Source organism: Streptomyces sp. NPDC097981, from assembly GCF_040302565.1.
In the GTDB taxonomy this organism is placed as follows: Bacteria; Actinomycetota; Actinomycetes; order Streptomycetales; family Streptomycetaceae; genus Streptomyces.
In genome coordinates this window covers 1-14435 of sequence record NZ_JBEORW010000017.1, presented here as the reverse complement: position 1 = coordinate 14435, position 14435 = coordinate 1, and the positions used below count along the sequence as shown (strand labels likewise).

At 70.8% G+C, this 14435-nt stretch carries 13 protein-coding genes; 11 read left to right on the top strand and 2 right to left on the bottom strand.

Going from position 1 to position 14435, the window contains the following annotated elements:
* Positions 1–454 precede the first annotated feature (454 nt).
* The 8 genes from ABTY04_RS18150 to ABTY04_RS18115 all read left to right on the top strand — a co-directional run bounded on the left by ABTY04_RS18150 (position 455) and on the right by ABTY04_RS18115 (position 9833).
* Positions 455–1447, top strand: a complete 993-nt coding sequence (locus ABTY04_RS18150) for an ABC transporter permease (protein ID WP_352214336.1) — start codon at positions 455–457, stop codon at positions 1445–1447.
* A gap of 41 nt (positions 1448–1488) precedes the next feature.
* Positions 1489–3252, top strand: coding sequence for an ABC transporter substrate-binding protein (locus tag ABTY04_RS18145; protein WP_352214335.1), 1764 nt, complete (start codon positions 1489–1491; stop codon positions 3250–3252).
* Positions 3253–3393: 141 nt separating this feature from the next.
* A complete protein-coding gene (locus tag ABTY04_RS18140) occupies positions 3394–4395 on the top strand; it encodes an ABC transporter permease (protein WP_352214334.1) in 1002 nt (333 codons plus the stop codon).
* Between the two features lie 131 nt (positions 4396–4526).
* A complete protein-coding gene (locus ABTY04_RS18135; RefSeq protein ID WP_352214434.1) occupies positions 4527–5543 on the top strand; it encodes an ABC transporter ATP-binding protein in 1017 nt (338 codons plus the stop codon).
* A 5-nt stretch (positions 5544–5548) separates the two neighbouring features.
* A complete protein-coding gene (locus ABTY04_RS18130) occupies positions 5549–6643 on the top strand; it encodes an ABC transporter ATP-binding protein (RefSeq protein WP_352214333.1) in 1095 nt (364 codons plus the stop codon).
* 342 nt (positions 6644–6985) lie between these two features.
* On the top strand, positions 6986–7642 hold the full coding sequence (locus ABTY04_RS18125; protein ID WP_352214332.1) for a trimeric intracellular cation channel family protein: 657 nt from the start codon (positions 6986–6988) through the stop codon (positions 7640–7642).
* A 58-nt stretch (positions 7643–7700) separates the two neighbouring features.
* The gene (locus tag ABTY04_RS18120) at positions 7701–8552 is read left to right on the top strand and encodes a thioesterase family protein (protein WP_352214331.1); all 852 of its coding nucleotides are present in this window, start codon (positions 7701–7703) and stop codon (positions 8550–8552) included.
* Between the two features lie 117 nt (positions 8553–8669).
* Positions 8670–9833, top strand: a complete 1164-nt coding sequence (locus tag ABTY04_RS18115; protein WP_352214330.1) for a cysteine desulfurase family protein — start codon at positions 8670–8672, stop codon at positions 9831–9833.
* On the opposite strand, the gene ABTY04_RS18110 is transcribed toward ABTY04_RS18115, so the two are convergent.
* Complete coding sequence (locus ABTY04_RS18110; protein WP_352214329.1) at positions 9830–10504, bottom strand: N-acetylmuramoyl-L-alanine amidase; 675 nt, start codon at positions 10502–10504, stop codon at positions 9830–9832. The genes ABTY04_RS18115 and ABTY04_RS18110 overlap by 4 nt on opposite strands.
* 69 nt (positions 10505–10573) lie before the next feature.
* On the opposite strand from ABTY04_RS18110, the gene mnmA reads away from it, so the two are divergent.
* Positions 10574–11710: a tRNA 2-thiouridine(34) synthase MnmA gene (gene mnmA, locus ABTY04_RS18105; protein ID WP_352214328.1), complete on the top strand. Its 1137-nt coding sequence runs from the start codon at positions 10574–10576 to the stop codon at positions 11708–11710.
* Positions 11711–11804: 94 nt separating this feature from the next.
* On the opposite strand, the gene ABTY04_RS18100 is transcribed toward mnmA, so the two are convergent.
* Positions 11805–12728: an NADP-dependent oxidoreductase gene (locus ABTY04_RS18100; protein WP_352214327.1), complete on the bottom strand. Its 924-nt coding sequence runs from the start codon at positions 12726–12728 to the stop codon at positions 11805–11807.
* Between the two features lie 123 nt (positions 12729–12851).
* Between ABTY04_RS18100 and ABTY04_RS18095 the strand changes: the two genes are divergently transcribed.
* Complete coding sequence (locus ABTY04_RS18095; protein ID WP_352214326.1) at positions 12852–13850, top strand: GlxA family transcriptional regulator; 999 nt, start codon at positions 12852–12854, stop codon at positions 13848–13850.
* Between the two features lie 93 nt (positions 13851–13943).
* On the top strand, positions 13944–14288 hold the full coding sequence (locus ABTY04_RS18090) for a DUF1330 domain-containing protein (RefSeq protein ID WP_352214325.1): 345 nt from the start codon (positions 13944–13946) through the stop codon (positions 14286–14288).
* Positions 14289–14435: the final 147 nt, after the last annotated feature.

The window sequence follows — 14435 nt, the reverse complement described above, 5'->3', positions numbered from 1 at the left end:
CCAACCGAGGCCGCAGGGAAGCAACGTTCCCTGCGGCCTTCGTCTTGTCCGGATTTCGTCGCTGTTGTGCGCCCAAAAGGCATGCTCCTACCGCGAGTTGCGCGCCATGTCCGATTGCGTACCGAACGGACGGTCTTGATCCGCTCAGGCGAGAGCGAAGTCCGGATAACGGGAACTCGGCCCTCACATCACGGTTGCGCATCCATTCATCTGCGGGTCTGGCGGCTGATCGCAGCGCCCATGAAGACTCCCCACCCAAGAGCCGGTGAGTCCTCCAAACCCCGGTTCGGCATATGCGTTTCGCTTGTGGCTTTGCACAGCATTTCCCGCAGTTCCTGCACCTCAACACGCGTCTTGCGTGTCACCACGCACTCCGAGCGCCACTCCGCACCAACGCCGCCACAGCGGCGGGCATGGGCCGGCAACCCGTCGGCCGAGAGGGGTCCCCACCACGATGACGGCACCACTGCATGACACGAGCGCGGAATCACCCGCACCCGTGTCCGTAGCCGACGTCCCAGCCAAGGCCATCGAAGGCCGCTCGCCCGGCCGCATCGCCTGGATGCGGCTCAAGCGCGACAAGGTCGCGCTGACCGGCGGCGTGGTCGTGATCTTTCTGATCCTGGTGGCGGTCTTCGCACCGCAGATCGTGAGCCTGCTGGGCCACCCGCCCAACGAGTTCCACGAGGATCTGATCGACCCCGACCTGGGCACGCCGCTCGGCTCCTTCGGCGGCATGAACTCCGACTTCCTGCTCGGCGTCGAACCCACCAACGGCCGCGACGTGTTCAGCCGGATCGTCTACGGCGCCCGCATCTCGCTGGTCGTCGCCTTCCTGTCGGCCTTCGTGTCGGTCACCATAGGCAGCCTGCTCGGCGCGCTCGCCGGGTTCATAGGCGGCTGGGTCGACGGGCTCATCAGCCGGCTGATGGACCTGCTGCTCGCCTTCCCGCAGCTGCTGTTCACCATCGCCCTGGTGTCCGTCGTCCCCAACTCCCTCTGGGGGTTCTCGGGTTCGGGCGTCCGGATGGGCGTACTGATCGTCGTGATCGGCTTCTTCGGATGGCCCTACATCGGCCGTATCGTGCGAGGCCAGACGATCTCCCTGCGGGAGCGCGAGTACGTCGAGGCTGCGCGCAGCCTCGGTGCGGGCCGCGGCTACATCCTCATCAAGGAGCTGCTGCCCAACCTGGTCGCGCCGATCCTCGTCTACACGACGCTGCTCATCCCGACCAACATCCTGACGGAGGCGGCCCTCAGCTTCCTCGGTGCCGGCGTCAAGCCGCCCACCGCCTCCTGGGGAAAGATGCTCTCCGACGCCATCCCCATCTACCAGGACGACCCCGCGTACATGGTCGTCCCCGGTATCACGATCTTCATCACCGTCCTGGCGTTCAACCTCTTCGGGGACGGGCTGCGTGACGCACTCGACCCCAAGGGCAGCTGAACCGCTTCATCGATTCACCCACCAATGGAGGTTGGACCAACGTGATCCGCAGAAAGCAGGCATTCGCGATCACCGCCGTGATCGCCGCCCTGTCCCTGACCGCCGCGTGCGGTGGCAAGGACGGCGACAAGACGACCGAGGGCAAGGGCAGCGGTGCCGCCTTCAACGCCGCCACCACCGGCATGGTGAACCCCTCGGACGCCAAGGGCGGTGAGCTCAAGCTCTGGTCGCCGCAGGACGTCGACTACCTCGACCCGGCGCGCGCCTACTACGGCTTCGTGTGGGACATGCAGCGTCTTTACGTGCGCCAGCTGCTCGCGTACGACAGCAAGCCGGGCAAGGACGGCAGCAAGCTCGTCCCCGACCTCGCCGAGGCCCTGCCGGTCCTGAGCAACGAGGGCAAGACGTACACCCTCAAGCTCAAGGACGGCGTGAAGTTCGAGGACGGCTCGCCGATCACCTCGAAGGACATCAAGTACGGCATCGAGCGCGTCTTCGCGCAGGACGTGCTGTCCGGCGGTCCCACGTACCTGATCGACATACTCGACCAGGGCCAGAAGTACCCCGGCCCGTACAAGGACACCGACGCCAACAAGATGGGTCTGAAGTCCGTCGAGACGCCGGACGACAAGACGATCGTCTTCAACCTGGCGAGCGCCAACTCCGACTTCAGCTACCTGCTGGCCATGCCGTCCTCCTCGCCGGTCCCGGCGGCCAAGGACACGGGCGCCACGTACACCAACAAGCCGGTCTCCACCGGCCCGTACAAGGTCGAGAGCTTCACCGCGAGCAAGGGTGCGACCTTCGTCCGCAACGAGAACTGGGACCCGAAGACCGACCCGATCCGCAAGGGCCTGCCGGACAAGGTCTCCTTCACGGTGACGACCAACCCGGACGACATGGACGCGCGTCTGCTGTCGGGCGACATCGACCTCGCCATCGACGGCACGGGCATGCAGCAGGCCGGCAAGAACAAGGTCCTCAAGGACGAGAACCTCAAGAAGAACGCGGACAACCCGTTCACGGGCTACATCCGCTACTTCGCCTTCCCGACCACGGTCGCGCCGTTCGACAACGTCGAGTGCCGCAAGGCCGTCATCTACGCGGCCGACCCGAAGTCCCTGCAGACCGCCCGTGGCGGCCCGACCAGCGGTGACCTCGGCGCGAACATGCTGCCGCCCGGCATCCCCGGCTCCGACAAGGGCTACGACCCGTTCGGCCTGACCAAGGGCGAGCCGCAGGAGGCCAAGGCCAAGGAGGCCCTCAAGGCCTGTGGCAAGCCGGACGGGTTCGAGACCACCATCGCGGTGCGCAACAACCGCGCCCCCGAGGTGAAGACCGCCGAGTCCCTCCAGGCGTCGCTCGCCAAGGTCGGCATCAAGGTCACCATCGACCAGTACGACGGCAAGCTCTCCTCTTCCGTGATCGGTTCGCCCGAGAACGTGAAGAAGAAGAACTACGGCATCATCGTGATGGGCTGGGGCGCCGACTACAACTCCGGCTCGGGCTTCCTCCAGCCGCTCGTTGACGGATCGTTCATCCAGCCCAACGGCAACAACAACTACACGATGATCAACGACCCGGAGATCAACCAGCTGTTCAAGACGGCCGCGGCCGCCGCGACTCCGGATGCTGCTGCTCCGTTCTACACGGACATCAACAAGAAGATCATGGAGAAGGCTCTCTACCTCCCGATCAACTTCGACAAGGCCTTCGTCTACCACAACCCGCGTCTGACGAACGTCTACTTCAACGACTCCATGGGCAAGATCGACCTGGCCACGGTCGGCATCGCCGCCAAGTAGCCGAGTGGTCGAGTCGTCACGTAACAACAGGCAAGTGCCTTCACCGCACATGCGCTAGTCCGAAGGGCAGGTGAAGGTCGCAGGCGGCGGCTGCCGTCCCCACGAGGGACGGCAGCCGCCAGCCCCGGGCGGCCGACTGCAGTGCTCGTCTACCTCATACGGCGGCTGTTCAACGTCGTCGCCACGCTGCTGGTGGTCTCCGTGGTCACCTTCGGCATCTTCTTCGCGGTCCCCAAGATCACAGGCAGCGATCCGGCCCTCATGTACGCCGGCCGCGAGACCAACGAGACCGCCCTGGCGGGCATCCGCGTGAAGATGGGCTTCGACAAGCCCATCTCCGAGCAGTACCTGACCTTCGTCAAGGGCATCTTCGTCGGCCGCGACTACGACGGCGGCACCGATGTCACCCACTGCGCCGCCCCCTGCTTCGGCTACTCGTTCAAGACCGAGGCGCCCGTCTGGGAGACCATGGTCGACCGCATGCCGGTCACCCTCTCGCTCGCCCTCGGCGCGGCGGTCATCTGGGTGATCGCCGGTGTGGCCACGGGCGTGATCTCGGCACTCAAACGCCGGACCGCCATCGACCGCACCGTCATGGTCGGCGCCCTCGCCGGCGTCTCCCTGCCGATCTTCTTCACCGGCATGGTGGCGCCCGCGATCTTCGTCTACAGCCTCGGCTGGCTGGACGTGTCCAACTACAAACCGTTCACCGAGGATCCGGTGGCCTGGCTCAACTCCCTGATCCTGCCCTGGGTGACCCTGGCCTTCCTCTTCGCCGCCACCTACGCCCGCATCACCCGCGCCACGATGCTGGAGGTCCTCGGCGAGGACTACATCCGCACCGCCCGGGCCAAGGGGCTCAAGGAGGGCGTGGTCATCCGCAAGCACGCCCTGCGCTCCACCCTCACCCCGATTGTCACGATGTTCGGCCTGGACCTCGGCGGACTCCTCGGCGGCGCGGTGCTCACCGAGACGACCTTCAACTTCCAGGGTCTGGGGACGGCGGCCGTGGCCGCCATCGGCCAGGGCGACCTGCCCGTGATCATGGGCGTCACCCTGCTCGCCGCACTCTTCGTGGTGATGGCCAACCTGATCGTGGACCTGCTGTACGCCGTCATCGACCCGCGCGTGAGGCTGACGTGACCGAGAACCCCACCACCGGCCCCGGCCCCGACTCCGGCGACCGCGAACCCCTCGTCGGCGGGCCCGCGTTCGTCCCGGAGCAGGCCGGACCGCCGAAGGCCGACTCATCGAAAAGCGCGGCCTTCCTCTCCGTGCGCGACCTCAAAGTGCACTTCCCGACCGACGACGGCCTGGTCAAGTCCGTCGACGGGCTCACCTTCGACCTGGAGCGCGGCAAGACGCTCGGCATCGTCGGCGAGTCAGGCTCCGGCAAGTCGGTGACCTCGCTGGCCATCATGGGCCTGCACCGCACCGGCAACGCGCGCAGCCGCCCGCACATCTCGGGCCAGGTCGTGCTCGACGGCGAGGACCTCGTCCGGGCCGACGCCGACCACGTGCGCAAGCTGCGCGGCCGCAAGATGGCGATGGTCTTCCAGGACCCGCTGTCCGCGATGCACCCGTACTACTCGGTCGGCAAGCAGATCATCGAGGCGTACCGGACCCACCACAACGTCGACAAGAAGACCGCCCGCACCCGCGCGGTCGAGATGCTCGACCGGGTCGGCATCCCCGAGCCCCACCGGCGCGTGGACGCGTACCCGCACGAGTTCTCCGGCGGTATGCGCCAGCGCGCGATGATCGCGATGGCACTGGTCAACAACCCCGAACTGCTCATCGCGGACGAGCCGACCACCGCCCTGGACGTCACCGTCCAGGCGCAGATCCTCGACCTGATCCGCGACCTGCAGAAGGAGTTCGGCTCGGCCGTCATCATGATCACGCACGACCTGGGCGTGGTCGCCGAGATGGCCGACGAGATCCTCGTGATGTACGGAGGCCGGTGCGTCGAGCGCGGCACCGCGGAGAAGGTGTTCTACGAACCCCGCCACCCCTACACCTGGGGCCTGCTCGGGTCCATGCCGCGCATCGACCGCGACCAGACCGAGCGCCTGATCCCGGTCAAGGGCTCGCCGCCCAGCCTCATCAACATCCCGAGCGGCTGCGCCTTCAACCCGCGCTGCCCGTACGCCGACGTCCCCAAGGGCGGCATCACCCGCACCCAGCGGCCCGAGCTCACCGAGGACGACAGCCGGCACTGGTCCGCCTGCCACATGTCGCAGGAGGAGCGGACCCGGATCTGGACCGAAGAGATTGCGCCGAAGCTGTGACCGACATGAAGAAGGACTCCGAGGCCGCCGCGGGCGCCGAGGCCGCCGTGGCGGAACAGCCGCTGCTGAAGGTGACCGGCCTGGTCAAGCACTTCCCCATCAACAAGGGGCTGCTGCGCAGGCAGGTCGGGGCCGTCAAGGCCGTGGACGGGATCGACTTCGACGTCCGGCGCGGTGAGACGCTGGGCGTGGTCGGCGAGTCCGGCTGCGGCAAGTCGACGATGGGCCGGCTGATCACGCGCCTGCTGGAACCCACGGGCGGCACGGTCGAGTTCGAGGGGCGCGACATCACGCACCTCGGGGTCTCCGGGATGCGCCCGCTGCGCCGCGACGTGCAGATGATCTTCCAGGACCCGTACGGCTCGCTGAACCCGCGGCACACGGTCGGCACGATCGTCAGCGCCCCCTTCAAGCTCCAGGGCGTGGAGCCGGAGGGCGGCCTGAAGGCGGAGGTGCAGCGCCTGCTGTCCCTGGTGGGCCTGAACCCGGAGCACTACAACCGCTACCCGCACGAGTTCTCCGGCGGCCAGCGCCAGCGCATCGGCATCGCCCGCGCGCTCGCGCTCAAGCCGAAGCTGGTGGTGGCGGACGAGCCCGTCTCGGCCCTCGACGTGTCGATCCAGGCCCAGGTGGTCAACCTGCTGGACGACCTCCAGGAGGAGCTCGGCCTCACGTACGTGATCATCGCGCACGACCTGTCGGTCATCCGGCACGTGTCGGACCGCATCGCGGTCATGTACCTCGGCAAGATCGTGGAGCTGACCGACCGCAAGTCGCTGTACGAGAACCCGATGCACCCGTACACCAAGGCGCTGCTGTCGGCGGTGCCGGTGCCGGACCCGCGCCGGCGCGGCGCGAAGAGCGGGCGCATCCTGCTCAAGGGCGACGTTCCGTCCCCCATCTCCCCGCCGTCGGGTTGCCGCTTCCACACCCGCTGCTGGAAGGCCACGCAGATCTGCACGACGCAGGAACCGCCGATGCTGGCCCTGGCCACGGGCCACCAGGTGGCCTGCCACCACCCGGAGAACGCCGCCGACCAGGCCCCGGGCGACCCCGCCCTGCCCGGCGCGTCCGAAGCGGTGGTGACGGTCTCGGAGTAACCCGAGCCCACATCGTCCGGTGTCCCGGGTGCCCGAGTAGCGGTCGGCCCCCCGGGACACCGGCTTGACCACCGGCGTGCCCGCCGGGGCCCGCTCGGCTCCGACTTCCGGGCGCCCCCTGCCCCCGTCTCTGCCGCAGCCTCCCGGCCCGGCCCGGTCCGGGCGCGGCCCCGGGCGGGCTCGTCCGGGCTCGGCTCCGGCCCCCGGCCCTGGCTCGGGCACGGCTCTGCCCCCGGCCCGGTCCCGGTTCTGGCGTTCGGGCGGGCGGTTCGGTCCGGGGTGCCGGACCGGTAGCCGCCCGGCCCGTCAGACCGCCGGCCAGGCGAATGGCACGATGGGGCCGTGCTCCACGATCTCTTCCCGCCCGGGATCCAGCATGTCCTGGACCTCGCCGGCATCTTCGTCTTCGCCACCGCAGGCGCCCTGCTCGCCGTACGCAAGAACTTCGACGTCTTCGGCATCTGCGTCCTCGCGCTCGTCACCGCCCTCGGCGGCGGCCTCTTCCGCGACCTCGTCATCGGCGCCGTCCCGCCGGCCGCCTTCGGCGAGCTCAGCTTCTTCGTCACCCCGCTGATCGCCGCGGTCATCGTCTTCTTCCTCCACCCCGAGGTCCAGCGGATCAACCGCGCCATCAACGTCTTCGACGCCGCCGGCCTCGGCCTGTTCTGCGTGACGGGCACGACCAAGGCGTACGAGTTCGGCTTCGGACTCACCGCGTCCGCGGCCCTCGGCGTGGCCACGGCCGTCGGCGGGGGCGTCCTGCGCGACGTACTGGCCAACGAGGTGCCGTCGCTGCTGCGCGACCGCGAGATGTACGCCGTCCCCGCCATCGTCGGCGCCTCGATGGTCGCCGAGTTCATCGCCTTCGACGTCCTCAACGCCGTGACCACCGCCCTCGCGATCGTCACCACCTTCGTGCTCCGGCTCCTGGCCATGCGCTACCACTGGCGGGCCCCGCTGGCCTGGAACCGCCGCTCCTCGGTGGCCGAAGAGCCGTAACCAGCACGTCACAATGGAAAGCTACCGCTTAGTAGCTTCGCGTTGTAGTGTCGAGTTCATGGCATACGCAGCGGCCCAGGCATCCATCGGCGACAGCGAGTTCGACCGCGACACCACCGTCACCGCGCGCGCGGGCGAGTCCGGGGTGTACGACACGGAGCTCTCCGCCGGGTGGACGATCATCACCGCCGTCAACGGCGGCTATCTGCTGGCCCTGGTCGGCCGAGCCCTGTCGGCGGCCCTGCCGCACCCGGACCCCTTCACCGTCTCCGCCCACTACCTGACCTCGTCGGTCCCCGGCCCCGCCGTGATCCGCACCGAGGTCGTCCGCGTCGGGCGCACCCTCTCCACCGGCCAGGCCTCCCTGTTCCAGTACGACGAGAACGGTGCGGAGATCGAGCGGATCCGGGTCGTCGCCTCGTACGGCGACCTCGCCTCCCTCCCGGACGACGTCCGCACCACCGCACTCCCGCCGGTGATCCCGCCCTACGCGGACTGCCTCGGCCCGGAGGCGGGCCCGGCCCCGATCCCCGGCAGCAACGCGATCGTGGACCGGCTCCGGCTGCGCCTCGACCCGGCGACGGCGGGCTGGGCGGTCGGTGCGCCGTCCGGCAAGGGTGAGATGCGCGCCTGGTTCGAGCTGTCCGACGGCCGGGACGCGGATCCGCTCTCGCTGCTGCTCGCGGTGGACGCGCTGCCGCCGACCTGCTTCGACCTGGGCCTGATGGGCTGGAGCCCGACCATCGAGCTCACCACCCACATCCGCCGGCGTCCCGCCCCGGGCCCGCTGCGGATCTCCATCACCACCCGGAACCTGGCCGGCGGCTTCCTGGAGGAGGACGCCGAGGTCTGGGACTCCGAGGACCGACTGGTCGCCCAGTCCCGCCAGCTGGCCCGCGCCCCCCGCTGAACCCCGTCGGGCCCGCTGCCCCCGGTCCCGCGCCGGTCTCCGGGCGGCGGCGGCTCCCGGCCGGGCGGGCCCCGCGGGGTCCGGCCCCCCGGAGGGGACTCGTAGAATCAGGGGATCATGGCCTACCTCGACCACGCCGCCACCACCCCGATGCTCCCGGAGGCCGCTGCGGCGATGACCGCGCAGTTCGCCGCCACGGGCAACGCGTCCTCCCTCCACGCCGCCGGCCGCCGCGCCCGCCGCACCGTCGAGGAGGCCCGCGAGGCCCTCGCCGAGGCGCTCGGCGCCCGCCCGAGCGAGGTGGTCTTCACCGCAGGCGGCACGGAGGCCGACAACCTCGCCGTCAAGGGCCTCTATTGGGCCCGCCGCGACCGGGACCCCGCCCGGACCCGGGTGCTCGTCAGCCCCGTCGAGCACCACGCCGTCCTCGACGCCGTCCACTGGCTCGGCGAGCACGAGGGCGCCCGGGTCGAGTACCTGCCCGTCGACCGCTACGGCCGCGTGCACCCCGAGGACCTCCGCGAAGCCATCGCGCGCAACCCCGACGACGTGGCCCTGGCCACCGTCATGTGGGCCAACAACGAGATCGGCACGGTCCTGCCGGTCCGTGAACTCGCCGCGGTCGCGAGCGAGTTCGATGTACCGCTGCACTCCGACGCCGTCCAGGCCTTCGGACAGCTCGACGTCCGCTTCGGCGACAGCGGCCTCGCCGCGATGACCGTCAGCAGCCACAAGATCGGCGGCCCCTACGGCATCGGCGCGCTGCTGCTCGGCCGCGACCAGAGCCCCGTACCCGTCCTCCACGGCGGCGGCCAGGAGCGGCACGTGCGCTCCGGGACCCTGGACGTGCCCGCCATCGCCGCCTTCGCCGTGGCCGCCGTGATCGCCGCCGAACGGCGCGAGCGGTTCGCCGCCGAGGTCGGCGCCCTGCGCGACGAACTGGTCGCCGCCGTGCTCCGGGAAGTGCCCGACGCCGTCCTCGGCGGGGACCCGGACGACCGGCTCCCGGCCAACGCCCACTTCAGCTTCCCCGGCTGCGAGGGCGACTCGCTGCTGCTCCTGCTGGACGCCCAGGGCATCGAGTGCTCCACCGGCTCCGCCTGCACCGCGGGCGTGGCGCAGCCCAGCCACGTGCTGCTGGCCACCGGCACCGACCCGCAGCTGGCCCGCGGCACCCTGCGCTTCTCCCTCGGCCACACCTCCACCGAGGAGGACGTCGCGGCCGTGGCCGCCGCCATCGGACCGGCCGTCGAACGCGCCCGTACGGCAGGCCTCAGCTAGGCCGCCGCAAGCTCCGAGCGGACCAGCCCCAGGTACCGGTCCCAGTCCCAGTGGGGCCCCGGGTCCGTGTGGTCGGCGCCCGGGACCTCGGAGTGGCCCAGGATGTGCCTACGGTCCACGGGTATGCCGTACCTGTGGCAGATGCCGGCGGCCAGCCGCGCCGAGGCCGCGTACATCGCGTCCGTGAAGTCCTGCGGCCGGTCCACGAAGCCCTCGTGCTCTATGCCCACGCTGCGCTCGTTCATCGAGCGGCTGCCCGAGTGGAACGCGACGTCCAGCTCGCGCACCATCTGCTCGATACGGCCGTCCTGGCCCACTATGTAGTGCGCCGACGCCTGGTGCCACGGGCTCTTGAAGGCCTCCACCGAGGTCGCGAAGCTGCCCTGTGTGACATGGACGACGATCCGGTCCACGCGGTAGTCGTCGGGCCGGTCCGCCATCCGCCAGTTCGCCGGCGAAGCCGCCGTCCAGCCCACGCCCGGGTGGTCCACCGCCCCCTCCTGCCGCGGCTTGCCGACCCCCGGCAGCAGCCACCAGGCGCGCTGCAGATCCTCGTGCCCGGCGACCGCCGCCACCGCGAAGATCCCGAGCCCCCCGAACAGCACAGCCCGGCGGGTCCTGCGCGGCGCCGCCTCGGGCGCTCCGCCGACCTTGCCACCCTTGATCCCCATGTGATCCACCCCCCGTACCCGATAACGCGCTGTGACCCCGGGCGGTTCCCCCGTACTCTGGACGGTGCTATGACTGAGAACCTGCCGCGCACCGCCCGCCCCCTCCGCGTCCTGGCCGCCATGTCCGGCGGCGTGGACTCCGCCGTCGCCGCCGCCCGCGCGGTCGAAGCCGGGCACGACGTGACCGGCGTCCACCTGGCGCTCTCCGCGAACCCGCAGTCCTTCCGGACCGGCGCCCGCGGCTGCTGCACCATCGAGGACTCCCGCGACGCCCGCCGCGCGGCCGACGTCATCGGCATCCCCTTCTACTGCTGGGACCTCGCCGACCGCTTCCGCGAGGACGTGGTGGAGGACTTCATCGCCGAGTACGAGGCCGGGCGCACCCCGAACCCGTGCCTGCGCTGCAACGAGAAGATCAAGTTCGCGGCGCTGCTCGACAAGGCCCTCGCCCTCGGCTTCGACGCCGTCTGCACCGGCCACTACGCGACCATCGTGGAGAAGGAGGACGGCTCGCGCGAGATGCACCGCGCCTCCGACATGGCCAAGGACCAGTCGTACGTCCTCGGCGTCCTCGACGAGAAGCAGCTGGCCCACGCCCTCTTCCCGCTCGGCGACACGGTCACCACCAAGGACGAGATCCGTGCCGAGGCCGAGCGCCGCGGCCTGGCCGTGGCGAAGAAGCCCGACAGCCACGACATCTGCTTCATCGCCGACGGTGACACCCAGGGCTTCCTCGCGAAGCGTCTCGGCAAGGCCGAGGGCGACATCGTCGACGAGGCGACCGGCGAGAAGGTCGGCACCCACGACGGCGCGTTCGGCTTCACCATCGGCCAGCGCAAGGGACTGCGGATCGGCCACCCCGCCCCCGACGGCAAGCCGCGCTACGTCCTCGACATCTCCCCGGTGAACAACACCGTCACCGTCGGCCCCGCCGAGGCCCTCGACGTCAGCGCCCTCACCGCGATCCGCCCCCGCTGGTGCGGCTCCACGGCCGCCGCCCCGGGCACGTACACCGCCCAGCTGCGCGCGCACGGCGGCGAGACCGAGGTCTTCGCCGAGCTCGTGGACGGCGAGCTGCGGGTCCGCTTCACGGAGCCGGTCCGCGGCGTGGCCCCCGGCCAGGCGATCGTGCTCTACGACGGCACCCGCGTGGTCGGCTCCGCCACCATCGCGACGACCACCCGGGCCACGGCCGCGTCCGTGTGAGGCCCCGCCCCGGGTGCGGGAGCGGGGCGACGCGGCCAGACTTCCGCGGAGGCGTTCGCGAAGCCCCTGTGACCGCCCTTGAGTCCCGGGCCGTCTAGTCGACCGTCAGGACGATCTTCCCGGTGGTGCGGCCCAGCTCGCCGATCTCGTGGGCCTTCGAGGCCTGCGCCAGCGGCAGCACCGTGTCGATCAGCGGCCGCAGCCGGCCCTCCTCGACCAGGGCGGCGATCGCGGCCATGCCCTGCCGGTCCGGCTCCACCAGCACCGAGCTGACCCGCACGCCGTCGGTGACCGGCTCCAGGCCCTCGGCGCCGGCGATCGTGACCAGGTGCCCGCCGGGCTTCAGCACCTTCAGCGAGCGCCGCCCGTAGTCCCCGCCGATGGTTTCCAGCACCACGTCCACGTCCCGGACCGCCACCGCGAAGTCGGTGCTCCGGTAGTCGATCAGCTCGTCCGCGCCCAGCTCGCGCAGCAGCTCGTGCTTGGCGGAGCTGGCGGTGCCGATCACGTACGCCCCGCGCGCCTTGGCGATCTGGACCGCGAGGTGGCCCACCCCGCCCGCCGCCGCGTGGACCAGCACCCGCTGCCCCGGCCGCACGTCGGCGGTGTCCACCAGGCTCTGCCAGGCCGTGAGCGCCGCCAGCGGCAGCGCGGCCGCCGCCACGTGGTCCAGGGCAGCGGGCTTGCGCACGAACTGCCGGGCGGGCGCGGTGACGTACTCGGCGTAGCCGCTCGCCTGCTTCGGGAAGTGCGGCATGCCGAAGACCTCGTCGCCCGGCGCGAAGAGGGTCACGCCCACGCCCACGGCCTCCACGGTGCCGGACACGTCCCAGCCCACCACCGGCACCGCGTCCCAGGCGATGAGCGCGCCGGAGCCCCGCACCTTCCAGTCGACGGGGTTCACCCCGGCGGCGTGCACCCGCACCAGGATCTCGGTCGGGCCGGGCTCGGGACGGTCGATCTCGGTCTCGACGAGGACCTCGGGCCCGCCCCACTGGCTGACGACGACGGCGCGCATGGATGACTCCTTGGATCTGATTCCTGTTGGTTCCTCCCGGATTTCCGGAAGGTGACACCAGCTTCCGGCCCGGGAGCCGCTCGTGGTGTTGGCCGTACGGCCACCATGTGACAGGATTTGGCCATGCCTGCTGTGCACCGAATTGCCGTACTCGCCCTCGAAGGCGTCGCCCCGTTCGAGCTCGGGATGCCCTCGCGGGTCTTCGGGAACGCCCGCGCCGAGGGCGGCGGCAGGCTCTACGAGGTCACCGTCTGCACCGCGGACGGCCTGCCCGTGACCAGCGACGCGGGCTTCACCATCGGCGTCACCGCCGGCCCCGAGGCCCTCGCCGAGGCCGACACCGTGATCGTCCCGCCCACCCACGCCATGGCCGGGCTGCTCTCCGGCGATCCCCTCCCGCGGCAGCTCGCCGAGGCGCTCGCCGGGATCCGCCCCGGCGCCCGGATCGTGTCGATCTGCACGGGATCCGAGGTGCTCGCCGCCGCCGGACTCCTCGACGGCCGGCGCGCCACCACGCACTGGGCGCACGCGCCCGAGTTCCAGCGGGCCTTCCCGCGCGTCAACCTCGACGAGGACGTCCTCTTCGTCGACGACGGCGACATCCTCACCTCGGCCGGAGTGGCCGCCGGCATCGACCTCTGCCTCTACCTGATCCGCGCCGACCACGGCACCGCCACCGCCAACCGCGCCGCGCGGCTGTGCGTGGTACCGCCCTGGCGGGACGGCGGGCAGGCCCAGTACATCGACCGGCCCGTCCCCGAACCCACGGTCGCCACCACCACCGCCACCCGCGCCTGGGCCCTGGAGCGGCTCGCCGAGCCGGTCACGCTGCCCGAGCTGGCCGCCCACGCCCGGATGAGCCTGCGCACCTTCACCCGGCGGTTCCGCGACGAGGTCGGCATGACCCCCGTGCAGTGGCTCACCGTCCAACGCCTCGAAGTCGCCCGTCAGTTGCTGGAGTCCAGCGACCTGCCGGTCGACCTGGTCGCACACCGGGCGGGCTTCGGATCGGCCAACTCGCTGCGCCAGCACATGCGGACCTCTCTCGGCATCTCGCCGATCGCCTACCGCCGGACCTTCCGGCCCGGCAGCCCGGCGGCCGAGGCGACCGCGGCGGCATGACCCCGGAGGCCATGGCATTCGGCTCCCCGGATTGGCAGGATCGGACCAACAGCCCGATCCTGAGCGCCACTTGAGACCGCGGAGGCCACGACCGTGACCGCTTACGCCATCGCCCACATCCGGCCCGATACCATGAACGAGGACATCCTCCGCTACATCGAGGAGATCCAGTCCACGATGGACCCCTTCGAGGGCCGCTTCCTCGTCCACGGAGCACAGGTCGAGGTCATGGAGGGCGCTTTCCCCGGGACCGTCGTGGTCCTGGCCTTCCCGGACATCGACCGGGCCCGCGCCTGGTACGCCTCCCCGGCCTACCAGGCCCTGATCCCGCTGCGCGCCCGCCACATCCCCGGCGAGATCATCCTGGTGGACGGCGTCCCGGCCGGCTACGACGCCGTGAAGACCGCCGCGAGCCTGCGGGCCGAAGCCGGTCTCTGACGGGCAACCGGGCCGCCTTCGTGATGCGTCGGCGCCGACGGCCACGGCTTCTGTCAGCACCCCGTCCACCAGCCGGGCGGCGAGCCGCTCCAGCGCCCGTTCCTTCCACACGTCCGGCAGCGCCTTCGTCGCGGCCACGTCGAACAG

Coding starts and splice junctions, on each gene's coding strand:
- ABTY04_RS18150 (WP_352214336.1), top strand. CDS start 455: ATGACGGCACCACTGCATGACACGAGCGCGGAATCACCCGCACCCGTG.
- ABTY04_RS18130 (WP_352214333.1), top strand. CDS start 5,549: ATGAAGAAGGACTCCGAGGCCGCCGCGGGCGCCGAGGCCGCCGTGGCG.
- ABTY04_RS18120 (WP_352214331.1), top strand. CDS start 7,701: ATGGCATACGCAGCGGCCCAGGCATCCATCGGCGACAGCGAGTTCGAC.
- ABTY04_RS18115 (WP_352214330.1), top strand. CDS start 8,670: ATGGCCTACCTCGACCACGCCGCCACCACCCCGATGCTCCCGGAGGCC.
- ABTY04_RS18110 (WP_352214329.1), bottom strand. CDS start 10,504: ATGGGGATCAAGGGTGGCAAGGTCGGCGGAGCGCCCGAGGCGGCGCCG.
- mnmA (WP_352214328.1), top strand. CDS start 10,574: ATGACTGAGAACCTGCCGCGCACCGCCCGCCCCCTCCGCGTCCTGGCC.
- ABTY04_RS18100 (WP_352214327.1), bottom strand. CDS start 12,728: ATGCGCGCCGTCGTCGTCAGCCAGTGGGGCGGGCCCGAGGTCCTCGTC.
- ABTY04_RS18095 (WP_352214326.1), top strand. CDS start 12,852: ATGCCTGCTGTGCACCGAATTGCCGTACTCGCCCTCGAAGGCGTCGCC.